The organism is Brucella pecoris (genome assembly GCF_006376675.1).
Lineage (GTDB): Bacteria > Pseudomonadota > Alphaproteobacteria > Rhizobiales > Rhizobiaceae > Brucella > Brucella pecoris.
In genome coordinates this window covers 46,315-67,705 of sequence record NZ_VEWK01000001.1, presented here as the reverse complement: position 1 = coordinate 67,705, position 21,391 = coordinate 46,315, and the positions used below count along the sequence as shown (strand labels likewise).

Sequence of the window (21,391 nt, the reverse complement as noted above, 5' to 3'; positions counted from 1 at the left end):
ACAAGCTCCTACCGATACTAGCTTATCAGACGACACGCCTCACGAGCAGGATTCAGAACGGAATTCGCTAGTTGAGCGGTACGCTATGGGAGAGCAACGATGAAAATCGCACTCCTTGGCCAGTTCGGGTCTGGCAACTCCGGCAACGACGGTTCTCTGGAAGCAATGATCAAGCTTCTGCAGTCCCGAATCCCCGATGTAGAATTGCATTCAATATGCGCCAATCCGCGCACCATTACAGATCGCTATCATATAGCGGCGAGTTGGCACGGACGGCTGGTTCTGCGAAATCCTCTGCTTCGCAAACTGAGCAAATTACTCGGGGACGTTCCGCGTAATGTACTGAGCATTTACATTATGATCAGAACCTTGAAGCAAGTACGCTGGCTCATAATCCCAGGGACAGGAATCCTTGATGATTATCAGGATTCTGCTTTTGGTTGGCCATTTGTGGTGTTTCGATGGTGTCTCATCGCGCGGTTGCTCCGCGTTAAGATCGCATTCGTAAGCATCGGTGCTGGCCCACTACATCATCCTTTCGGTCGATGGGTTGCCAGATCAGCGTTGAAATGGGCTTCCTATCGAAGCTATCGTGATGAATTTACAAAGAATTTTCTCGGATCAATCGGGGTTGAGGTAAAGGGCGATTTTGTCTTTCCCGACATCGCATTTAACTTGCCGCCTCCACCGATGCATCAGATCAACAGCAAAGCGCATAAGACGGTAGGCGTAGGCGTGATGAACTATCGAGGCTGGTCAAAAGCCGATCCAGACGCAGAGCTGATCTATAGAACTTATCAAGAAAAGCTGTCCCAGTTCATCATTTATTTGATTAATCGGGGATTTCGAGTGCGTCTTCTGACTGGTGATATCGGCGATCAGGTAGCCGTCTCAGAAATGACCCAGAAAGTCCGTGGTTCGATGAGTAAGGATGACACCGCTAAAGGCGCGGTCTTTTACGAAGAGACAACTGATCTGCATGAACTGATGCAGCAGATTGACAAAACCGACATGGTTGTCGCGTCGCGTTACCATAACATTGTTTGCGCTTTGAAAATGGGAAAGCCCCTTATCTCAATAGGCTACAATGACAAGAACGATTTTCTGATGGCCGAATTCAGCCAGATTCCATTCTGCCAGCGTATCGAGTCACTCGATTTGGATCGGCTGCAGGAACAATTCGATAGGCTGCTTCAAAACTATGATTCTATTAAATCGGATATCAAAGCTGCCAACGTGAACTTTAGCGTTCGGAGCAATGAACAAAATTGCATTCTCCTGGAGAAAATTCAGGCATTCACACCGATAACTTCAGGAACAGAAGTAGCCGCTACAACACTTTGATCAATTATGGAACTGGTTTCGTCGGGCTGGCTCAATGCCAACTCTACGGCTCCCATTTATAAGTTGAGGCAATAAAAAATTAATCAAAATTTTACCATTAGATCGTGATAATCCGTCGTTATGATTAACCTGTCGATGAATCTGCGCCGTTTTCTGGTTGCTGCAATATCTGTCGTGGTATTGCTTGCGACGTTGGCCGTTCATCAAGCATCATCGGCAACACCAGACCATCCACAAACTGTGGCTACACACGTTCATGACAAGGACGGGAATGACGCCGCAAACGGATCGCACTCCGCTCAACAGGTTCATCACGACCATCATAACGAAATTGTCGCTGAATGCATGGTTTGCGTGCCTAATTCGAACGAAGCCCTCTTCATTCTGGACCAGTTCGAGTTCGTAAAAGCTCATTCTTTCGGATTCGACCGCCCTCCACGAGCCATCTGAGACCGGGCACCAAGTACACGCCAAATTGCGCTTTCCTTGGTGCATGAGCCGTTTCTTCTGAACGAAGAGACGACACGGACACTCATGTGGACTCCTGAAAATGTTTAAAGAAGCTGCAGACGCGCGGAGTGCGATTGAGCACACGTTCCGCCATGATACCTACATAACTAAACCCGCTTGCTGGAAATCCCTGAAAAAGGGGATTAATCGGGATTTGCAGGCAAAGCGATTACGTCCCAACGTGCCTGTCCCCTCGCGTCGGGCACTGATCCCGTATCTCGCGATGATGTACAGAGAGACCGGTTCAATCACGGATTCACTCACATCTCTTCTTTACGATGGATCCTGGACGTCCAGCGGTGGCTCATTCAAGCTGGCTAAGCTGCTGAACATTGATATTCCTGCCGAAATATCGAGTCGTTTATCCGAACAATCAGAGTGCAGATTCCTTGAGATCGGCGGCGGTTGGGCAGGCTTTGCAGACGCCGGTACAAATAGTTCTTCTAATCAGAGTATCGCAGGCATTGCGAAAACACTGGAGCACGAGCTCGGCAAACGGCTCTTCCTTGACTTTACCAATCTTACCCAATGGCACGACAACTTGCCAAAAGGCGTCCGAGAACACCCATTTTTTACTGCTGCCTCTATCGGCGCTCTTACCCAGAGAGAAGTTCCTGCTGGTACTGTTGATATCATATTCTCGCAGGCAGCAGCCTACTTCGAAACGAACCCCGTGCGTTTCATTCGTGCTTCGGCATATTTGCTAAGACCGGGCGGTCTTCTGATCTTCAATCATCAGGAACGGTTCTCAGACGACATAAAACGCGCAACAGAAACCTTTGAACTCGTTCAAACCAGCAGTTTACAGCTTGGCGGAATGAACGGGGTAGTCGTCGCACTTCAAAAGACACCTTGTGCAATTGAAGGTGGGTGGACATCCGCTCACCTCACCATGCGCGAAGCGCCTTTGCTCGAAGGAGTGCTCTGATGATCAAAGCGACAAAACAAATAACGCGACATGTTCTGGTGTCGGCCTTGATGGCGATGAGCATCGGTTCGTCTGCTCAGACGGCCCTGGCCATGTCAGGTGGCTCTGGGCCTTTCCTAGATACGCTTTTCCAAGAATCTGCAAAGAATGGCGTATCTCAAAAGGTGTTTGAAGAAGCATTTCGCGAATTCAAACTTGATCCGACCATTCGACGGCTACGAAATACCCAACCTGAATTCGTCTCACCGATTGGCGACTATATTTCCAAGCGCGTGACCGAAAATCGTATCGAGACAGGGCAGTTAAAACTGCGCCAATTCAAAACCACTCTTAGCGATATTCAAAGGCGGTATGGCGTACCACCTGAAATCATACTCTCCATCTGGGGTAACGAGACCAACTACGGAAGTTTTGTCGGTGGAAGAAACGTCATCCACTCAATCGCATCTCTCATTCATGAGGGATACCGCGAAAAATTCTTTCGGAAAGAATTGATTGCGGCTCTTCTAATTACCCAAAACGGCCATATCAGATCGAGGGAAATGCAGGGATCCTGGGCGGGCGCGATGGGACAAACCCAGTTCATGCCTACCAGTTTTAAAGCCTATGCTGTCGATTACGACGGAGACGGCCGCAAGGATATATGGACTTCGTACGAAGATGCTTTTGCATCGACCGCAAATTATCTCCAGCGAAGTGGATGGCAAAAGGGTCAGCCCTGGGGCTGGGAGGTGCGCTTGCCCTCCCGCCTCGACGTGGCCAAGGCCCTGAAGTTAAATCAAGCTGCTCTCATCGAATGGGAGAAGCTTGGTATCCGCAGGGCGGATGGTCAGCCATTTCATTCTAACACAAGAACAGCCAGACTTTTCCTGCCTGCAGGATTAAACGGCCCCGCCTTCCTTGTTTTAAAAAACTTCGACGTTATCAAGCGTTATAACAACTCGGATAGTTACGCACTGGCAGTAGCGTATCTGGGTGATCGAATACGAGGGTCTGCCGAACTTCGCCGAACCTGGCCAGTGGATGCCATCCCAATTTCAAGAAGTGAAACAAGAGAGCTTCAAACCAGACTCGGCCGCCTGGGATATCGCGTTGGCGATCAAGATGGCCGGGTTGGGCCTCTAACCCGTATTTCAGTCCTGCAGTTCCAGAAAAGAAACGGCCTGATCCCAGATGCTTTTCCCGGCAGAGAAGTACTGGAGCAAGTAAGACAACGAAGCCTTCCAACCACAGGAGGCAATTAGGATGAAACGACGTACCTTTCTTGTCGGGTTTGGAACCCTTTTTTATTACGGGTCAGCGGGAACATCGACGTCAGCAGCGGCTACACTTTCACAAAGAGTATCAGAACTCTCTGCTGAGATTCAAATTCGGCGTGAAAATGGAAGAACCGTAACAATTGACTGGATTGCGCAAATCGCGGGCTCAGATCTGAGCGAAACCCACAAAAGGATCGTTGCTTTTGAACTGGTCCGCAACGTTCCGTACAAGTTAACTGCGTGGAATGGCAATCCTGATGCGCTTTTTGACCTTGGACGTGGTGATTGTCGGCATAAGTCGAAAGCCCTCATCAGACTATTGCGAGCCTGGAAGTTGGAGGCGAGACCAGTTCAGGTGCCGTTCGATTGGGCCGATCTTCCAATCCCTGAAACAGTATTACAGCCGCTAAGCGAGACACGAGGAATTCATGACAGCGTCGACGTCAAAATCAACGGGAAATGGACCTTGGTTGATGCCACATGGGACCCTGCACTTGGAGCTGTGGGATTTCCCGTCAACCCCGCATGGAACGGTCTTTCCGAAACATTGCCAATTACGCCAAAAGCAACGACGATCATCCGCTCCGGAGATTTGAAGGCGGGCGAAAACCCATATTCGCGGTTTAAAATCAACTGGCCAAAGCGCAGTGAAATTCTCGCATTCAATCGTCTGTTCAATCGCTGGAGTGACGACGTCAGAAGCAATGCATCCACTGAGGGACGTCGACCATGACGGCCCTTCGAATTGTAACCCGAGGAAGATCGTTTTCTCACAAGTCGAGAATGCTCGTGATCATTGCTATATTTGTAGCAATTTACGGAGTGATCGGCGCTCGTCTTTTTTATTACGGCACACTAGAACTGCCAATTGTAACCTATGCCCAGGTTCCTCCTTCTGTCGCACGTCCAAATATTGTGGATCGAAATGGGCAAATACTCGCGATGGATATTCCTAGCGTATCAATCTTCGCAGAACCTCGACGCATCGTTGATGTTGACGAAGCTGTCGAAAAGCTAACAGCGGTCTTCCCGGAATTGGACAGTGAGGATCTGCACAGACGTTTAAGTTCCGACAGTGGTTTTGCATGGATTAAGAGAACAGCCACAGTAGCAGAAAAAGAACGCCTGTGGGCTCAAGGTATTCCTGCAATCGGATACAGGGATGAAACAAAGCGCCTATACCCGAATGGTCTTCTGGCGGCACACGTGTTGGGTGCGGTGAACATCGACAATGTCGGGATCGCGGGCATCGAGAGGTGGATCGATAACCAGGGATTGGGTGATCTGAGAGCAGCTGGAATAGCCCCCAGCAATGCAGCGCTTTCACCTATTCGTCTGTCTTTGGACATCCGGATTCAACACGCATTAACGCTGGAACTAAACACCGCAATGACCAAGTTTCAAGCTATGGCCGCTGCTGGATTGGTTCTTGATGTGACAAATGGCGAAATATTGGCATTAACGTCGCTTCCTGATTTCGATCCGAATTCGCCAGCTGATGCTTTAAAACCGGATCGCATCAACAGAATTAACGTTGGCACTTACGAAATGGGGTCGACGTTCAAAGCGATGACGACCGCGATGGCCTTGGATAGTGGTATGTTTAATATTAATTCTGTACTTGATGCCAGCCAACCCCTGCGTTTTGGAAGAATGTCCATCAGGGATTACAGGGGCCAAAACAGGCCGCTGAATATTCCGGAAGCCTTCATCCACTCGTCAAATATCGCTATGGGCAGAATGGCGATGACAATCGGACCTGATCGACACCAACAGTTTTTGCGTAAACTGGGGCAATTCGACAGGCTGACGACCGAACTTCCGGAAAGTGCCAGACCAATCCTGCCTGCAAGGTGGGCAGAATTAACTACAGCTACCGCGTCTTTCGGGCATGGCATCGCGGTGACGCCTCTGCAAGCCAGCATGGGGATAGCATCATTAATAAATGGTGGAAGTCTGATCAAACCGACTTTTTTGAAAGGGGCGACTGTCGATGATCGTGTAATTCAACAGAATGTTGTTTCTGATGAAACGGGAGAAGCTATAAGATTCCTGTTACGACTGAATGCAGAAATTGGATCTGCCAAAAAAGCGGACGTTGAAGGTTACTATATTGGCGGTAAAACCGGGACTTCTGAAAAGGTTGTTGAAGGTCGATATTCGAGTGACCGCGTATTAACGGCATTTATGGGTGTCGTTCCAATGACGAAGCCAAGATATCTGTTCCTGACGATACTGGACGAACCTAAACCGTTGCCAGAAACATTTGGCTTTCGAACATCTGGCTGGAATGCCGTGCCGGTCACAGGCGATATCTTCAGGCGTACGTTATCAATGCTGAACGTAAGTCCGTCCTTCGTTCCTCCAGACACCCCCTTTCCGCGCATCCTGGCGCAGGGAGCGTGGGGATCCGAACGTTTCGCTCCACAGACCGAAGTTTTGACATCTGGCTATGCCAACTGAGGTTTAAAATGTAATCAGACGCCGTAGGCTACGGCGTCTGATTAAGTACCTTACATTACTTGCTTGATGTCTGAATACTGGCCACTGGTTCTCAACGTAATGGTCACATCGTTGTCGGTTCGGTTGCGCCAGAACCAGCCGTGATTGCCTGTGAATGCTGCTTCGAGAACGCCCGAGTCGTCGCCGACGCCTCTTCCTTTCTCGTAGGAAATCTTGTTTCCACTGCCATCCCCGTGAGCATCGAAATTTACAACAGCGCCATTCGCCGTCCAGGCGAAATCTACTTTTGCTCCCTCCTTCATGACCAGTTTGACTTCAATCCCTTTTCCAGGCGAGAGTGTGAATGACACTTCATCGGTTCGGCCAGAAGGTGCGGCAGTTACTGCCGCCGTGGTCTCGGTTGTGTCAACATTGCCGAACCTCTCGACAGACGGTGCCGGATCAGCAGTTGTTTGCGGTGCCGGTTCCAACTGGACGGGATCATTGGGGGCTTCTGCGGCGGGTGTTCCTCCCATCGAAACGATCATCATTTCGATACGATCCAGACGCTGGGATATGGCTTTCATTTCACCATTCGCCGACGCTTGGCCTTTCACACCAGACTGTGCAGCTGCGTCGTCTGCAGCTTCCTTTGCCAGCTGGGTCTTGATTTCACCCATTTCCGTCAGACCGAGTACCCGACCGACTCCGAGTGGATCAATGGCATATTCGGAAGGCAGAACGACTGTAACAAGAATAGCAATTGCGCTCAGTCCCGCCAGGAATGTGGAGCGCTTCAATTGGGCCGAGGTTGGCAGATCAACCCTGTTTGGAAGATCAGTATTATACATTGAAAACTCCTCAGGCAGCTACGAATAGTCCGGTCAGCTGATATCCGATCAGCACAAACCCGGCGCACATCATCATTACATTTGCGGTATAGGCGTATTTCCAGAAGCTGCGCGTCCCGCGCCAATATCCCATCACGATGAGGATCATGCTGAGAGCCAGCAATTGTCCGATTTCCACCCCGACATTGAAGGCGAGCAAATTCGGAACGAGGCCATCAGGAGAGATATTGTACTCGATAATCTTGGTTGAGAGACCGAAGCCGTGGAAGAAGCCGAAGATCAGTGTTGCAACCTTGGTATTCGGCTGAAAGCCGAGCCAACGCTGAAATGCGCCCATATTATCGAGCGCCTTATACACCACGGATAGGCCGATGATGGCGTCGATAATGTAACTGTTAATCCCGATATTGAAGTACACACCGAGCAACATGGTCGTCGAGTGACCAATCGCAAAAAGGCTTACGTAAATACCGATATGCTTTAGACGGTACAGAAAGAAAATAACGCCAAACAGAAACAGGATATGATCGTATCCCGTTACCATGTGTTTTGCACCGAGATAGATAAACGGCAGGATGTTGACGCCGCTTATTTCCTGAATATAGCCCTTATCGCCTTCCGCGACAGCGTGTGCGAAAGAACTGCCTACGCCTGCGCAAAGCAACAGTGTTGTTAAAAATGGCAAAAGCCATGGTCTTTGCCACAGCATGGCAAAGGGTCCATTTCGGATTTCCGAATGGTACATTGTGAACTCCAGAGTCCAATTATCGTGAAAATGCCGCCTTCGCGGTCCTTCGAGCGATTTAAATGGATCTGGGCGGACGTTCCAAAATTGGGCGATTGTCTATGACGCCGCGATCAGTCAATGAGACCATCCATCGCTGGCCGCCATCTATAAAGCCAATCATGGGCCGCTCAAGAAATGCAGGCACTTCATGAGAGTGATCCGGACTATGTCCGTGACTGTGACCGACGAAGCCCTCGGATGAAGAAGCGTCCTCATGCGAGTGCTCGGACGAGGAAACGTCTGAACGCATGTCTAAATGGTGATGGGCTTGTGCTGACAAGTCAACGATAGGTGTCGAATCTACAGATGAACCCATGCTCACCGTCGAGAAGACAAGCGCTATCGCAACTGCAAAAGCAGCTATAAGGCAGCAAAGGTTTCTCGTTAATCCGGTTAACATGCCCATTTCATAGTCACCAATTCGTTAACGGTCCATTATTCAATTGTCCTGATAGCGAATTTAGTTTCTTGATATATCCCCTCCAGGGGGATAGGATAAAGGCATGAGCGAACATTTACACAGTCACGAAACCCATCCTGAGATCGTAAAGCGACTGAAACGCGCCAGCGGTCATCTGAAAAGCGTTATCGAGATGATTGAAGCAGGACGTCCCTGTCTCGATCTCGCTCAGCAATTGCACGCTGTCGAGAAAGCGATCAGTCAGGCCAAGCGAACACTCATTCAGGATCATTTGGACCATTGTCTGGAAGACGTCGTCGGGCCGCTCGAAAAAGACCAACGAAAATCCATCGACGATTTCAAAGAAATCACACGCTACTTGTGAGCCAATCCAATGCCCTCGTTTGCAGAACTTTTACAGCAAGGCTCCGGCCATGCATGGCTCTTCATTCCCAGCGCAATCCTCCTGGGCGCATTGCACGGTCTTGAGCCTGGCCATTCCAAGACGATGATGGCCGCCTTCATCGTTGCAGTACGCGGCACCGTAACACAGGCAATTCTTCTGGGGCTGGCTGCGACTGCTTCGCATACGGCAGTCGTGTGGGGTATCGCGCTTGGTGGAATGTATCTCTGGCAAGGTGTCGATGCAGAAACGTTCGAACCCTATTTCCAGCTCGCCTCGGCGGCGATCATCATTTTTATCGCGCTCTGGATGTTCTGGCGAACCTGGATTGATCAAAAGAGAGCGAAACTCGCTTCGGGCCATGATCACGGTCATCATGATCATAGCCATGCCGAAAAGCGAGAAATCGACACGGGGCATGGGCGCATTATCGTAGAAATATTTGAAGTCGGTGTGCCTCCTCGTTGGCGCTTGCAATCGATGCACGGCCATCAATGGGCATCAGATGAAGTTACGCTGGAAACAGAACGTCCAGACGGCACCCGTCAGACATTCTATTTCCTCGACAAGGGCGATTACATCGAATCTTCGGACGAGATTCCTGAACCGCACGAGTTCATGGTCCGGCTGGAACTGACGCATGATCAGCATACGCACGCGTACGATCTGTCATTTTTCGAAGATCATGATCATGATCATGACCATGACCATATGCATGAAGAATTGCGCGGTCTCGAAGTTACCACGGGTGAATATCAGGACGCCCACGAATTGGACCATGCGAACGATATCAGGCGAAAATTCGCAGACCGGAACGTGACAACGTGGCAGATTGTCCTGTTCGGCCTGACAGGTGGCCTCATTCCCTGCCCAGCCGCAATCACGATCCTGTTGCTTTGCCTTCAGCTCAAGGAATTCACCCTCGGATTCACGCTCGTACTCTGCTTCTCCATCGGGCTAGCAATCACACTTGTAACAGTGGGTGCCGTTGCCGCACTCAGTGTCCGCCACGCTACCAAGCGCTGGAGCTGGTTCTCGACGGTTGCGCGGAAAGCTCCTTACTTCTCAAGCCTGCTGATCATCGCTGTCGGTTTGTACGTCGGTTATCACGGTTGGGTTGGATTGGCTCAACAATCAGCAATCACACCGCCCGTCTAGGTCTCGGAACACATCATGCTTAGAATTCTGGGAAATCGCACCTATCGACACTTGTTTCTCGCCCAGGTCATAGCCCTGATTGGCACCGGGCTTGCAACTGTTGCCTTGGGCCTTCTCGCATTTGATCTGGCTGGCAACGAAGCAGGTGCGGTGCTGGGTACTGCATTGGCTATCAAAATGGTTGCCTATGTCGGTGTCGCACCAATCGCGGCTGCTTTTGCCGACCGCTTGCCACGAAGGACAATGCTCGTTTGTCTCGATCTGGTTCGCGCGGCCGTTGCGTTATTATTACCGTTCGTCACTGAAATCTGGCAGGTCTACGTCCTGATTTTCGTGCTTCAATCGGCATCAGCAGGCTTTACACCAACCTTTCAGGCGACCATTCCTGACGTTTTGCCTGACGAAAAGGAATACACACGGGCCTTGTCATTGTCGCGACTGGCCTATGATATGGAAAGTGTCGCCAGCCCAATGCTGGCCGCCGCTCTATTGACAGTCATTAGCTTTCACAGCCTGTTTGCAGGGACTGTCGTCGGATTTCTGGCGTCAGCCGCCCTGGTTGTTTCCGTTGTTCTTCCAAGTCCCAAACCAACAGAAAAACGCGGTATCTATGACCGCACCACGCGGGGGATGCGAATTTATCTCGCCACTCCACGCCTGAGAGGTCTTCTCGCGCTTAATCTGGCGGTTGCCGCAGCGAGTGCTATGGTGATCGTCAATACAGTTGTTCTTGTCCAGGGCATCTTTGGTCTCGATCAAAGATCCATGGCAGTTGCACTCGCCGCCTTCGGAGGCGGTTCGATGATCGCGGCGCTCGTTCTTCCTCGACTGCTCGAAGATGTTGCTGATCGTCGTGCTATGTTTGCAGGGGCAACAATTCTCATAGCAGGACTGTTCGTTGGAACCTTCGTTTCCAATTATTGGTACCTGTTACCACTCTGGTTTATCCTTGGGCTAGGCTATTCCCTGACCCAGACGCCATCCGGGCGATTGTTGCGCCGATCTGCCCACCCTGAGGATCGTCCAGCCATATTTGCAGCGCAGTTTGCTCTTTCACATGCTTGCTGGCTTATCACCTATCCTGTTGCCGGTTGGTTTGGTGCGAAAGCTGGTATGCCAGTTACATTTGCCATCCTTGCAAGCGTCGCCGCTGTCGCGCTGGCAATCGCGACCATTGTCTGGCCAGCCTCCGATCCTGACGAGGTCGAGCACACCCACACCGGGCTTGATGATGATCATCCTCATCTCACCGATGCAACACCAGTGGGTCAGGGTCACAAGCACTCACATACTTATGTGATTGACAGCCATCATCCTCAGTGGCCAAGCTCCCCAATGAGAGATGACGCAGTCGGATGACAGAGCTGCTATCCTATGCCGGGCTGTTCTTCAGTGCGCTTGTTGCCGCAACTATTCTGCCGATGCAGTCTGAAGCAGTTCTGGTGGGCTTGCTTGCCAGCGAAAAGCTTTCGCCGATTCTGTTGGTGGCGGTCGCGAGCCTTGGAAATATACTTGGCGCACTGATTAACTGGATGCTTGGTCGAGGTATTGAGCATTACAAGGATCGTTCCTGGTTTCCAGCGAGTGAGAACTCGCTGGCTCGGGCACAAGGCTGGTACGGTCGATACGGGAAATGGTCATTGCTCTTCAGTTGGCTCCCGGTTGTTGGCGATCCTCTGACTGTAGTTGCAGGCGTAATGCGTGAACCGTTGCCTTCTTTCATTATTCTTGTGGCTATAGGAAAGGTTGGTCGTTATGTCGCTCTGAGCGTGGCGACCTTGAAGCTGATATGATGGGCCTGTTCCAGGATCTGGTCAGTTTTCAGCGCGAGATTTATTTCGCGTTCGCCAGACACATCCAGACGTTTGCCGATGCGCGCGACTGGGCATCGTTCATAGTTTATCTGCCCATGGGCATCTTGTTTGGCGCGGCCCATGCGCTGACGCCTGGTCACAGCAAAACTCTTCTGGCCACTTATCTGACCGCGTCTCCGTTGAGTGCCTTGAGGGCGCTGGCAGTTTCTGCCGCATTGTCGGTTACGCATGTGGGACTTTCCGTCGTAATTGCGCTTTTGTCATTGCCGCTCATTTCGGTCACGCTGGGGAGCGTAGGACGCGCACCACTTCTGGAAGGAGTAAGCCGAAGCCTGATGGGTCTTATTGGCGCGTGGATGATATTCCGCGCGTTGAGAGGACGCCCCCATAAGCACGATCAGGGTGAAGGATTGGCATTTGGGTTTTTCGCAGGCCTGATCCCCTGTCCCCTGACGCTTTTCATAATGACCTATTCGATCACGCGTGGCGTCCCCGAGGCGGGAATAGCCTTTGCTTTCGCGATGATGATCGGAATTTGCATCGTACTATCACTGCTCGCCTTGATAACGGTGCTATTCAGGCACGGCGTCGCCCATCTCGTGGAGAACAAATCCCATCTACTGGAAAGATTATCGCGCGCCATTGAGATTCTGGTCGGCTTAATACTTGTTCTCGTCGCAGTTCGTGAGATCGCGAGCTAAAAATGGCCCGGTTCTCACACTACCTGTTTCTATGGGCGACACTGCTCTCAATCTTTTTTCATGCGCCACAGGTCATTGCACAAAACCATAGTATGGATATCGAACACCGCGCCGCGACCGAAATCTATAGCGTCGAGCAGTTAATTTCAGAAAGAACCCTCAACCCGGCACCTACTGTTAAAGTGCACCATCATGATGGCGATCACGAACAGCAACGATACCCGCTGGGCGAATACTCCATAGGCCGCTCTTGCCATTTTCCTGGACAGTACGTTGATTTTTCGGAGTTTGAACTCCTGGCTGACATCGACAGACCCCCCAGCGTCCTGCCTTGAGCAATTTTTAATCACGTAGTTCCGTTTCCAAGACGCCAGTCTTTCCATGGGAAACGAATTACGAGGCAAAGCTGACTGAATTTCTCGCTGATGTACATCCAGATGACATCTCATTCTGGGCGAGAATTCGTAGATAAAGATTTCCCCCATGAAGAACATTGAAGCCTTTATTATTCATTTATCGAGAGCAATCGAACGAAAATCTCAGGTCGAAGCGCTGATAGATGCGCTTTCTTTCAAAACAGAGATAATTCCGGCATGTGATGGACGAGAGATCGGTTCGTCCACGCTTCGCCATTCGTATAGCGAGAGACTTCACAAACCTCATTATCCGTTCAAGTTAAACAACAACGAAATTGCTTGCTTTCTTTCACATCGAAAGGCTTGGCAAGCTATCGTTGATCGTGGGCTGGACGCTGCTCTTATATTTGAAGACGATATTGGTGTCACAGACCAGTTCAACCACGCTTTGAAAGTAGCAATCACTCACTGTCGACCAGGAACGATGATCCGCTTTCCTGTACGCGCAGATCGAGAACACGGCGACGTCCTGTTTCACGACGATGACGTGAAGCTAATTCGACCACGTGTAGTTGGGCTTCGAATGATGGCGCAGCTAATTAGTAATAAAGCAGCGGTCAAGCTTCTCGCCGCCACAGAACGCTTTGATCGTCCCGTCGATACGTTTCTACAAATGCGATGGATTACTCATATTGATATCCTTTCTGTCGTTCCGGCTGGCATAATTGAGCGTTCCAAGGAACTTGGCGGATCAACGATTCAGCGTAAGAAGACGATACCCCAGAAAATAATGCATGAGCTACTTCGACCGATTTATCGGGCGCAAGTAAGCCATTACTCTTCAAAAACGTGGTGATCTTATTTACCCGCTCGGCATTATGCACGGACCATCATCCAGCGACACACATCCGGGCGGGTAAATTTAGCAAATTCTCTCGTTGATCTGATGAATCATTTGCCGCTGCAGTACTATTGCCAGTGGATCCGCAATGGTGCTAAAATTTCATCCAAGGGGTTGATCGCGGTTACCCCGTGAGGCGGCAGCCCAAATATCGCGTCCTCTGACCCTTTTGAGGGAGTGGACGTTTATGCCGTCAAATACAGAAATTACCACATCGCAATTAATCCGTCTGATCGGGATGCCTGACGCACCGAGGATAGTCGACGTTCGCAACGACGACGATCTGAGGCGAGACCCACGTGTCATTCCAGGCGCAGTCAATCGAGACGCTCTTGCGGTCGAAAACTGGGCTGATGAGTTTCAGGACAAACAGGTCATCATATATTGTCAGAAAGGCCAAAAGCTCTGTCAGGGAGCTGCTTCCTGGCTCAGGCACAAAGCAATCGAAGCAGAGACGCTCGAAGGCGGCTATGAGGCCTGGATCGCGTCAAATGCTTTTGTGGTCAACCTTGAACGGTTGCCAAACCGCGATCATCAGAACAGAACCGTATGGGTAACACGCGCACGCCCAAAGATTGACCGTATTGCCTGTCCATGGCTGATAAAGCGCTTCATCGATCCCGACGCGGTATTCCTGTTTGTTGGTGCGCAGGAAGTCCTTGAGGTAGCAGACAAGTTTGACGCGACCCCTTTTGATATCGAAGGGGTTTTCTGGAGCCATCGCGGGGATTTGTGCACTTTCGACGTTATGATCGAAGAATTCGGGCTGAAAACACCTTCATTGGACAGACTGGCGACAATTGTACGAGGTGCAGACACAGCGCGGCTTGATCTGGCCCCCCAGTGTTCAGGTCTTCTTGCGGCCTCTCTTGGTCTGTCTCGCATGTTCAAGGATGATCTGGAGCAATTGAACGCAGGATTGTTGCTCTATGACGCATTTTATCGATGGGCGCGTGATGCTGTTGACGAAACCCATAATTGGCCCTCTGGCAAGCCGGGAGGTCAATAATGAACGTGTCTGTGAACCAATCCCGTATCCAAACGCCACCATCTACTCCTGACCATGGAATTCCGTTCGGCGAGGCATTGGGTGTATGGGCGCGAGTAGCGGCACTGAGCTTCGGCGGACCTGCAGGCCAAATTGCCGTAATGCATCGGGTTATCGTCGAGGAAAAGCGGTGGATCGGCGAAGACCGATTTCTGCACGCGCTCAATTACTGCATGCTTTTACCTGGGCCCGAAGCGCATCAGCTTGCCATCTATATTGGCTGGCTTCTTCATAAAACCAGAGGTGGTCTGGTCGCTGGAATTCTCTTTGTCCTGCCAGGATTCCTGTCCATCCTGATTTTGAGCCTGACCTATGTGGCGTTCGGCCATATCACAGCGATTGCAGGTTTCCTTTTTGGATTGAAAGCAGCCGTGCTGACAGTCGTGATCCAGGCTGTCCTGCGTATAGGTCAAAGAGCCCTCAGAAATAATGCGCTGATTGCCATCGCGGTCTCTGCGTTTCTGGCGATATTTCTGTTCAGTTTTCCTTTCCCGTTGATCGTAGCTATGGCGGGAACAATCGGCTTGATCGCGGCACATTTTGGATCGAGGAGCTTTCAAACGGGCGGTGGTCATAAGCGTGCGGTCAACGCGCTTGCAGACAAGGATTCGGTCATTGGAGAAAACACTCCGGACCACGCGGCACCCAATTTGCGATGGTCGATCAGCATTTCTCTGGTGTTTTTGTCTTTGTGGGTCGGCCCGGTGCTCGCCTTATACATCGGTCTGGGCCCGCAAAACGTCTTTTCCCAGATCGCAATTTTCTTCAGCAAAATGGCGATGGTCACGTTCGGAGGAGCCTATGCTGTTCTCTCTTACGTTGCTCAGGAAGCCGTCCAACGTTTTGGCTGGGTCACAGCAGGCCAGATGCTCGATGGTCTCGGCATGGCGGAAACGACGCCTGGACCGTTGATCCAGGTCGTTCAGTTCGTCGGATTTCTCGGCGCTTATCGTTCTCCAGGCGACCTGAATCCATACATGGCGGCAACATTGGCGGCTGTTCTGACCACATGGGTGACGTTTCTGCCCTGCTTTCTCTGGATATTCCTCGGTGCACCATTCATCGAAACATTACGCGGGAACAAGGCAATTTCGGCGGCGCTCACAGCCATAACCGCATCCGTCGTCGGCGTAATAATGAACCTTGCTATCTGGTTCGCCATCCATGTGCTGTTTCAGGAGGTCGTGGAACACCATTACGGTTGGATCGGTGCATGGGTTCCGGTTTGGCAGACGCTAAATGTACCAGCCCTCCTGCTGACCGTTGCAAGTCTCATATCAGCATTCGTATTCCGGATGAAAATGATCCCTTTGCTGTTGCTCAGTTCGTTCGCTGGAATGTGTTGGTATCTATTTACATAGTCGAAAGCAGTAAGAACCTAACGCTTCTGAGCACTGTTCCTTTTACAGATCACACCTCAAACTGACAGCATGACAAGCATAGCAAGACAGCAACGATTTTGGGATGACTGGAACGCGCGTACTCGCGAACACGAGCTCACGGAAATTTCAAATCGCCAAGCCGAAGTTGTGTTGAGTTGGCTTAAATCGCTCAACCGCAAGGACCTGAATATATTGGAGGTCGGGTGCGGTACAGGTTGGCTCTGCAACGAACTTTCGCAATTTGGAAATGTTCATGGGACGGATCTTGCCGAAACCGTTCTTCAGAGATCACAACAAAAATGGCCACATGTGAAATTTACGGCGGGAGATTTTTTCGAACTCCCCTTTGAAATGAATTCCTTTGACGTCATCGTAACCTTGGAGGTCCTCTCCCACGTCGCAGATCAACAATTATTCCTGAGCAGAATATCGGAGCTTTTAAAAACAGATGGCTCATTGTTCCTGGCAACTCAAAACCGTCTGGTATTGGAAGAATATTGCAGCCTCCCACCACCGGGAGAGGGACAGATCAGACGATGGGTCGACCGCCAAGAACTTACCAAACTCGTCGAAGCGCGGTATTCAATTTGCGAGCTGCGATCCGTTACGCCGATTGCACATAAAGGTTTCCGCCGTGTACTAACGTCCAAAAAACTAAACGCAGCAATTCGGCCTTTGGTAGGACATTCCCTGCGCGATTATCTTGAGAAAAATGACTGCGGATGGACTCTGATGGTTAGTGCAAGAAAAAAATCACCCGCTTGATGAGACCGTCAAATAGAAATTTGATCCATTTAACAGCCTCTTGTCAGAGCAAAGTTAAGAACTCAAGCCCCATCTTCGGGCAACGTAAAAACACGGAGAGCCAAGGCAATCGAAAACCCGCTCAATCCAGTCTGTCGCCGTCCTCCAAAGGACCACCGTCGCTCAGTATATCTCTGACCTTATCAGCTTCAGCGTCTTCGACGGCTTCTATTCTATAAGTTTTACCATTCGCCACTAAAAACTGCGGCCCATTTACAGCCGCAGAAGACAAAACATTGCTCGTATCTGAAATAAACTCATCAATCGTCCAAATCTTTCCAGTCTTCATCTAGACGCTATCCAATGTTTGATAACGGCAGCTGTACGAGCCACCGTTCGGTTTACTAATCCTTATTTTACCAAATTCTTGTCAATTGCTTCGACGAAAATATCCAGCTAATCAAGCTTGCGAGTGCAGTATGAACACGCATGAGCGACTGCTTCTAGATACATGTATCCTAAGTCAATTTGCTTACAAGAATCCGCCAACCGAACTTATCACATGGGTAAAGACATTTCCGGATATTTATTTCGCCATTTCGATTTCAACGGTCATCGAAATCCAGAAAGGCATTGAAAATCTGCGGTCTTGCGGCTCCTCTCGCGCAAATGCACTTGAGGAATGGCTTGAGCAACTGCTCGCTAGTGACCTTATGTGTTTGGATCACGATGCTAAGACTGCCCGGATAATTGGTCGAATGCTTTCTGTCCCTGCCTTGAAATCGCTGTGGATCCCTGACCCCAACTCAAAGAAACCCAAGCTGGGACAAGACCTTCAGATCGCAGCAGCTTCCATACGGTATGGAATTCCCATCGCGACGGCGAATGTTAGCGATTTCTTGCAAATCCACGAATGGTTCAAACTTCCTGGCTTATGCAATCCGATAACGGATACGTGGCATGTGGGCCATTTTAATCCAAACGTGAAGGCTTGACTCTCGCAGTTTGTTCCTGTTATGTTCTTCGTATGAAACACGCGCTCAACCCCTCCCCGAAGCTAACATCGCGCTCTGCAGAGCGCGATGTTAGCTGCGTGCTTCGAATACGTTTCATCTGATTGCCGAACCAGTTGTTCATTGACGGCTGACATTTAGCCGTCGCGATCAGAGGAACTCTTTTCAATGTTCCAATCCATTACCGACCGTATTCTCGCAGACGTCCGACTAAACGCGTCTGCTTATAAATTCCCACCGTCGCAGGTTCTGAAGTGCCATGGCGAACCCCTTTTCCGTTCGCAACAAGCACGCAATCTGGCATGCCTATTTGACCTAGATCCCAATGTGCATGCCTGGGCCTGTTTGCCTGTATTGCTGCGATTTGGCGACGGTTATCATGTTCCTGATTTCGCAATTCAACGAAATGACGGTGATTATCTCGTGGACGCGACATCACTGCCAGATTGGGTAATCAAAGCCGCCGAGACTGATGGCTGGCACTACGACTGCGTCAGTTACAAGCACGACGATAAAGCTGAAGTCATTGCGAATGCGGTCGATCTGTTGCCCTATGCGCTCAGATCGACGGTTTCACTTGCTGATCGCCTACGCTTACTGACTGCCCTCGATGAGGACGGCTCACTTCCGCTCAAATATTGTATCCAATTGGTACGCGGAACCGCCGATCCGATGTCGACCATTGCGACCCTGTATTTTTCCGGCGAGATCAGCTTCGATCTCACTGAGAGAATAAGCCCAGAAACCCGAGTTTCCCGAGCCTAATTCACCTGCACGAACCTGAATGATGCAAATCGGCGTTTTCGCGCCCGATAATGAGGAATCTTACCTATGAACAATCTGAATTATTTAACTGAAACGATCAGTACGCTCGACAAATTGGTCAACGATCTCAAGCTTTTACGTGAGGGGAAACAACCTGACCTTAATCTTCTGGATAACAGCCCGCTTCTTAACGATTGGGTTCGAACGACCCGCGCCTTGCCTTGCCTGGAGGGAATGGTTCTAGAGCATCCGAAACTGGGTAGCCGCAGGCTGATTACGACCAGCGAACTGTTTTATGTCGATCCGCAACTGCACTTTGCGCGTACGTATTCGCGATTTTATCGACTTGGTAAGCCCGCCAAAGTCAGAGGCCTGCGATAATTTTTAGAGGCAACGCCCATGACAATGTTTCGAATATCGCACTGCAACTGCCGATCTCCATCTTTCAATACTGTGAAACCTTGTGAGAAAACAGAATGCAGAATTTTCAACAGACGCCAGAAGGCCTGGCTTTGCGCCTTGCGGTGGCGCACATTACTCGGCAAATCCGAAGGCGCGGTCTTCATGATTTGCTCGCGGGCCGAGTGTTCGACCTAGTTATCACATGTGAACATCCAGATGACTTGGAGCTCTTTGAGAAGGCCCTTGGTCGGTTGGACTATTACAATTCGAAACGGCCATCACAGCGAAGCGTCATCCAGTTAACCGCCCAAAAGCGAGATCATTTTGATTTCGGTGATGACCATGTCACATACAAGCAGACGGTCTATTTCGCACCGCACGTAACTTCCTTACCACAACAAGTATTGGACTCCGCTGACGATATCATCGAAATGAAACTCGATGGCTCCCTGTGTGAATCGATTGCGAAAGAAAGTCTTCGAACTCCGCCTCGATTTTCCGATCTGCCTGTCCCTGCCCCATTCTCGTTACGCATCCTGGCTTCGATGATCTGTCAATCATGGAGCGATCAGGACGTTCAACGCAAGCTTGATCGCGTGACCAGAGGATCAAAAGCGATCTGCACAAAAAGCGAGATCAACCTCGACAATATCGCAGGCTATGGGGAAGCAGCGTCTTGGGGAAAAATGCTCGCAGAAGATCTTGCTCTTTTCGCCAAGCGAGAATTGGACTGGGAGGATATTGATCGCGGCGTGTTACTCTGTGGCCCTCCAGGTGTAGGCAAAACGCTTTTTGCTCGCGCATTAGCTGGAACGTGCCGAGTCCCCTTGTTTGCGCACTCTCTAGCCCAATGGCAGGCCAAAGGTAGCTTAGACGACCTCCTCAAAGCGATGCTTCGTGCATTTGAGCAGGCGAAACGGCAAGCGCCATGCATCTTGTTTGTCGACGAAGTTGACAGTTTCGGAACACGATCCCAGCTTTCTGGAAGAAACTCCAATTACGCGCGGCAGGTTATCAATGGATTTTTGCAGTGCCTGGATGGGCTGGATGGTAGAGAAGGTGTCGTCGTAGTTGCAGCGACCAACGATATTAATGCAATTGACCCGGCGATCATTCGTTCTGGAAGAATTGAACGGCATGTCCACATCCCCCTCCCCGATGCAGTCGGAAGGGAGCAAATCCTCAAATACCATTTGCGAGACGCATTGCCAGGGGAAGACATTTCTGAAATCGCGGTTAGGCTTGAAGGTGCGTCTGGTGCAGACATTGCCCGACTGGTGCGAGAAGCACGGAGCCGTGCACGAGCGAGGAAAGCCCCTCTAAGTGCGTCAGACCTTGCCATCAATATTCCTTCTCCGCGCCCGGTATGTATTCAAGACATCCGTCGAACAGCCATTCACGAAGCCGGGCACGCTGTCGTTGCAGATGAATTGTTTGATGTGACAGGCATCAAACCAGTTTCGGTTCATCTGAGGCGAACCTTCCGAGACAGTGATCGCAACCTTGGTGGCACATTGATGCAAATTCGTGCAGATAGAATTCTCACAACCAGAACCGCGTACGATGCTCAGATTTGCACACTTTTGGGTGGGTTAGCCGCCGAGAAGGTTGTGTTTGGGGAGATCAGTGATGGCAGCGGCGGCGGATCTCATTCTGATCTAGCAGAAGCGACCCGAATTGCAATTCGAATGGAAGCCTCGTTCGGCTTTGGCAAAGGTCTAGCTTTATTAGCTACAATGAATTTGTGCGACGACAACCTGTTACGTCAAAATTCCCACCTCGAACAGCGTGTGAATGAAATCCTTCAAACTCAGTTTGACAGAGCGGTCGACATCATCGAGAAAAAAGCAAAAGCCGTTTCCGCAATTGCCGCGAAGCTTGAACGTTATTCGGCACTCAACGAAAGGCAACTGAAAAGGATATTCCTGCGCGAATAGGTATCTATTGAACCGCAGAATAACCTGCTAATTGAATCACGATACAGCCCAAGTATTTGCTGCATATCTGTACGAGAATGGCGTCAAATTCCAGGAAATACGATCAATTGACAGACTTCAGTAATTACGACGTTATATCACTTCTTATTTACATGGGGTTTGTCGAGACGACGTCAGTGTAAAATGCAAAAACCATGACAAACTTCCTGAAAGATAGATTTTACAATCCTGCAATAAATCGGATCA

Annotated in this window: 23 protein-coding genes; 20 read left to right on the top strand and 3 right to left on the bottom strand. The window is 50.3% G+C overall.

Annotated features, from left to right (window positions below; translation table 11 throughout):
- Nucleotides 1-99 precede the first annotated feature (99 nt).
- The 6 genes from FIB18_RS00335 to FIB18_RS00310 all read left to right on the top strand — a co-directional run bounded on the left by FIB18_RS00335 (nt 100) and on the right by FIB18_RS00310 (nt 6,504).
- Nucleotides 100-1,344, top strand: coding sequence for a polysaccharide pyruvyl transferase family protein (locus FIB18_RS00335; protein ID WP_123218497.1), 1,245 nt, complete (start codon nt 100-102; stop codon nt 1,342-1,344).
- Between the two features lie 120 nt (nt 1,345-1,464).
- Nucleotides 1,465-1,794, top strand: coding sequence for a hypothetical protein (locus FIB18_RS00330; protein WP_140018861.1), 330 nt, complete (start codon nt 1,465-1,467; stop codon nt 1,792-1,794).
- Nucleotides 1,795-1,894: 100 nt separating this feature from the next.
- A complete protein-coding gene (locus FIB18_RS00325; protein WP_123218499.1) occupies nt 1,895-2,782 on the top strand; it encodes a class I SAM-dependent methyltransferase in 888 nt (295 codons plus the stop codon).
- Entirely contained in the window at nt 2,782-4,026 is a 1,245-nt protein-coding gene (locus tag FIB18_RS00320; RefSeq protein ID WP_123218500.1) for a lytic murein transglycosylase, read from the top strand. Before FIB18_RS00325 ends, FIB18_RS00320 begins: the two co-directional genes overlap by 1 nt.
- Before the next feature lies 1 nt (nt 4,027).
- The gene (locus FIB18_RS00315; protein WP_123218501.1) at nt 4,028-4,774 is read left to right on the top strand and encodes a transglutaminase domain-containing protein; all 747 of its coding nucleotides are present in this window, start codon (nt 4,028-4,030) and stop codon (nt 4,772-4,774) included.
- A 50-nt stretch (nt 4,775-4,824) separates the two neighbouring features.
- Nucleotides 4,825-6,504, top strand: a complete 1,680-nt coding sequence (locus FIB18_RS00310) for a peptidoglycan D,D-transpeptidase FtsI family protein (protein ID WP_235894801.1) — start codon at nt 4,825-4,827, stop codon at nt 6,502-6,504.
- A gap of 50 nt (nt 6,505-6,554) precedes the next feature.
- Here FIB18_RS00310 and FIB18_RS00305 read toward each other — a convergent pair whose 3' ends face one another.
- On the bottom strand, nt 6,555-7,334 hold the full coding sequence (locus tag FIB18_RS00305) for a hypothetical protein (RefSeq protein ID WP_123218503.1): 780 nt from the start codon (nt 7,332-7,334) through the stop codon (nt 6,555-6,557).
- Nucleotides 7,335-7,344: 10 nt separating this feature from the next.
- Complete coding sequence (locus FIB18_RS00300) at nt 7,345-8,079, bottom strand: HupE/UreJ family protein (RefSeq protein WP_123218504.1); 735 nt, start codon at nt 8,077-8,079, stop codon at nt 7,345-7,347.
- A gap of 545 nt (nt 8,080-8,624) precedes the next feature.
- On the opposite strand from FIB18_RS00300, the gene FIB18_RS00295 reads away from it, so the two are divergent.
- From FIB18_RS00295 to FIB18_RS00250, 10 genes are all read left to right on the top strand, one after another.
- Nucleotides 8,625-8,906 (top strand): metal-sensing transcriptional repressor, encoded by a 282-nt coding sequence (locus FIB18_RS00295; RefSeq protein ID WP_123218505.1) that lies wholly within the window; start codon nt 8,625-8,627, stop codon nt 8,904-8,906.
- Between the two features lie 9 nt (nt 8,907-8,915).
- Entirely contained in the window at nt 8,916-10,082 is a 1,167-nt protein-coding gene (locus FIB18_RS00290; protein ID WP_140018860.1) for a nickel/cobalt efflux transporter, read from the top strand.
- A 15-nt stretch (nt 10,083-10,097) separates the two neighbouring features.
- Nucleotides 10,098-11,441 carry an MFS transporter gene (locus FIB18_RS00285; RefSeq protein WP_140018859.1) on the top strand — a complete coding sequence of 448 codons (1,344 nt, stop codon included), beginning with the start codon at nt 10,098-10,100 and terminating at the stop codon, nt 11,439-11,441.
- The gene (locus tag FIB18_RS00280) at nt 11,438-11,875 is read left to right on the top strand and encodes a YqaA family protein (RefSeq protein ID WP_123218508.1); all 438 of its coding nucleotides are present in this window, start codon (nt 11,438-11,440) and stop codon (nt 11,873-11,875) included. Before FIB18_RS00285 ends, FIB18_RS00280 begins: the two co-directional genes overlap by 4 nt.
- Nucleotides 11,876-11,880: 5 nt before the next feature.
- Nucleotides 11,881-12,597: a sulfite exporter TauE/SafE family protein gene (locus FIB18_RS00275; RefSeq protein ID WP_123218528.1), complete on the top strand. Its 717-nt coding sequence runs from the start codon at nt 11,881-11,883 to the stop codon at nt 12,595-12,597.
- 2 nt (nt 12,598-12,599) lie between these two features.
- Nucleotides 12,600-12,932, top strand: a complete 333-nt coding sequence (locus FIB18_RS00270) for a hypothetical protein (protein ID WP_140018858.1) — start codon at nt 12,600-12,602, stop codon at nt 12,930-12,932.
- Nucleotides 12,933-13,080: 148 nt separating this feature from the next.
- Complete coding sequence (locus FIB18_RS00265) at nt 13,081-13,809, top strand: glycosyltransferase family 25 protein (RefSeq protein WP_123218510.1); 729 nt, start codon at nt 13,081-13,083, stop codon at nt 13,807-13,809.
- Between the two features lie 232 nt (nt 13,810-14,041).
- Nucleotides 14,042-14,863, top strand: a complete 822-nt coding sequence (locus FIB18_RS00260; RefSeq protein ID WP_123218511.1) for a chromate resistance protein ChrB domain-containing protein — start codon at nt 14,042-14,044, stop codon at nt 14,861-14,863.
- The gene (chrA, locus tag FIB18_RS00255; protein ID WP_123218512.1) at nt 14,863-16,263 is read left to right on the top strand and encodes a chromate efflux transporter; all 1,401 of its coding nucleotides are present in this window, start codon (nt 14,863-14,865) and stop codon (nt 16,261-16,263) included. The genes FIB18_RS00260 and chrA overlap by 1 nt, the downstream gene beginning before the upstream one ends.
- 69 nt (nt 16,264-16,332) lie before the next feature.
- Nucleotides 16,333-17,049 carry a class I SAM-dependent methyltransferase gene (locus FIB18_RS00250; RefSeq protein ID WP_123218513.1) on the top strand — a complete coding sequence of 239 codons (717 nt, stop codon included), beginning with the start codon at nt 16,333-16,335 and terminating at the stop codon, nt 17,047-17,049.
- 121 nt (nt 17,050-17,170) lie between these two features.
- Here the strand turns inward: FIB18_RS00250 and FIB18_RS00245 are convergent, their stop codons facing one another.
- Nucleotides 17,171-17,377 carry a hypothetical protein gene (locus FIB18_RS00245; RefSeq protein ID WP_123218514.1) on the bottom strand — a complete coding sequence of 69 codons (207 nt, stop codon included), beginning with the start codon at nt 17,375-17,377 and terminating at the stop codon, nt 17,171-17,173.
- 130 nt (nt 17,378-17,507) lie between these two features.
- Here FIB18_RS00245 and FIB18_RS00240 point away from each other — a divergent pair, with 130 nt between their 5' ends.
- From FIB18_RS00240 to FIB18_RS00225, 4 genes are all read left to right on the top strand, one after another.
- Nucleotides 17,508-18,023, top strand: a complete 516-nt coding sequence (locus tag FIB18_RS00240) for a PIN domain-containing protein (protein ID WP_123218515.1) — start codon at nt 17,508-17,510, stop codon at nt 18,021-18,023.
- Between the two features lie 186 nt (nt 18,024-18,209).
- Nucleotides 18,210-18,806: a hypothetical protein gene (locus tag FIB18_RS00235; protein WP_123218516.1), complete on the top strand. Its 597-nt coding sequence runs from the start codon at nt 18,210-18,212 to the stop codon at nt 18,804-18,806.
- A 66-nt stretch (nt 18,807-18,872) separates the two neighbouring features.
- Nucleotides 18,873-19,187 (top strand): DUF6634 family protein, encoded by a 315-nt coding sequence (locus tag FIB18_RS00230; protein WP_123218517.1) that lies wholly within the window; start codon nt 18,873-18,875, stop codon nt 19,185-19,187.
- Nucleotides 19,188-19,282: 95 nt separating this feature from the next.
- Nucleotides 19,283-21,145, top strand: coding sequence for an AAA family ATPase (locus tag FIB18_RS00225; RefSeq protein ID WP_123218518.1), 1,863 nt, complete (start codon nt 19,283-19,285; stop codon nt 21,143-21,145).
- Nucleotides 21,146-21,391 lie beyond the last annotated feature (246 nt).

Bases quoted from the DNA above. Each gene is read 5' to 3' on its own strand.
- FIB18_RS00270 (WP_140018858.1), top strand. From the start codon at position 12,600: ATGGCCCGGTTCTCACACTACCTGTTTCTATGGGCGACACTGCTCTCA.
- FIB18_RS00250 (WP_123218513.1), top strand. From the start codon at position 16,333: ATGACAAGCATAGCAAGACAGCAACGATTTTGGGATGACTGGAACGCG.
- FIB18_RS00235 (WP_123218516.1), top strand. From the start codon at position 18,210: ATGTTCCAATCCATTACCGACCGTATTCTCGCAGACGTCCGACTAAAC.
- FIB18_RS00265 (WP_123218510.1), top strand. From the start codon at position 13,081: ATGAAGAACATTGAAGCCTTTATTATTCATTTATCGAGAGCAATCGAA.
- chrA (WP_123218512.1), top strand. From the start codon at position 14,863: ATGAACGTGTCTGTGAACCAATCCCGTATCCAAACGCCACCATCTACT.
- FIB18_RS00230 (WP_123218517.1), top strand. From the start codon at position 18,873: ATGAACAATCTGAATTATTTAACTGAAACGATCAGTACGCTCGACAAA.
- FIB18_RS00245 (WP_123218514.1), bottom strand. From the start codon at position 17,377: ATGAAGACTGGAAAGATTTGGACGATTGATGAGTTTATTTCAGATACG.
- FIB18_RS00285 (WP_140018859.1), top strand. From the start codon at position 10,098: ATGCTTAGAATTCTGGGAAATCGCACCTATCGACACTTGTTTCTCGCC.
- FIB18_RS00330 (WP_140018861.1), top strand. From the start codon at position 1,465: ATGATTAACCTGTCGATGAATCTGCGCCGTTTTCTGGTTGCTGCAATA.
- FIB18_RS00295 (WP_123218505.1), top strand. From the start codon at position 8,625: ATGAGCGAACATTTACACAGTCACGAAACCCATCCTGAGATCGTAAAG.
- FIB18_RS00335 (WP_123218497.1), top strand. From the start codon at position 100: ATGAAAATCGCACTCCTTGGCCAGTTCGGGTCTGGCAACTCCGGCAAC.
- FIB18_RS00290 (WP_140018860.1), top strand. From the start codon at position 8,916: ATGCCCTCGTTTGCAGAACTTTTACAGCAAGGCTCCGGCCATGCATGG.
- FIB18_RS00305 (WP_123218503.1), bottom strand. From the start codon at position 7,334: ATGTATAATACTGATCTTCCAAACAGGGTTGATCTGCCAACCTCGGCC.
- FIB18_RS00300 (WP_123218504.1), bottom strand. From the start codon at position 8,079: ATGTACCATTCGGAAATCCGAAATGGACCCTTTGCCATGCTGTGGCAA.
- FIB18_RS00315 (WP_123218501.1), top strand. From the start codon at position 4,028: ATGAAACGACGTACCTTTCTTGTCGGGTTTGGAACCCTTTTTTATTAC.
- FIB18_RS00260 (WP_123218511.1), top strand. From the start codon at position 14,042: ATGCCGTCAAATACAGAAATTACCACATCGCAATTAATCCGTCTGATC.
- FIB18_RS00325 (WP_123218499.1), top strand. From the start codon at position 1,895: ATGTTTAAAGAAGCTGCAGACGCGCGGAGTGCGATTGAGCACACGTTC.
- FIB18_RS00280 (WP_123218508.1), top strand. From the start codon at position 11,438: ATGACAGAGCTGCTATCCTATGCCGGGCTGTTCTTCAGTGCGCTTGTT.
- FIB18_RS00310 (WP_235894801.1), top strand. From the start codon at position 4,825: ATGCTCGTGATCATTGCTATATTTGTAGCAATTTACGGAGTGATCGGC.
- FIB18_RS00225 (WP_123218518.1), top strand. From the start codon at position 19,283: ATGCAGAATTTTCAACAGACGCCAGAAGGCCTGGCTTTGCGCCTTGCG.
- FIB18_RS00240 (WP_123218515.1), top strand. From the start codon at position 17,508: ATGAACACGCATGAGCGACTGCTTCTAGATACATGTATCCTAAGTCAA.
- FIB18_RS00320 (WP_123218500.1), top strand. From the start codon at position 2,782: ATGATCAAAGCGACAAAACAAATAACGCGACATGTTCTGGTGTCGGCC.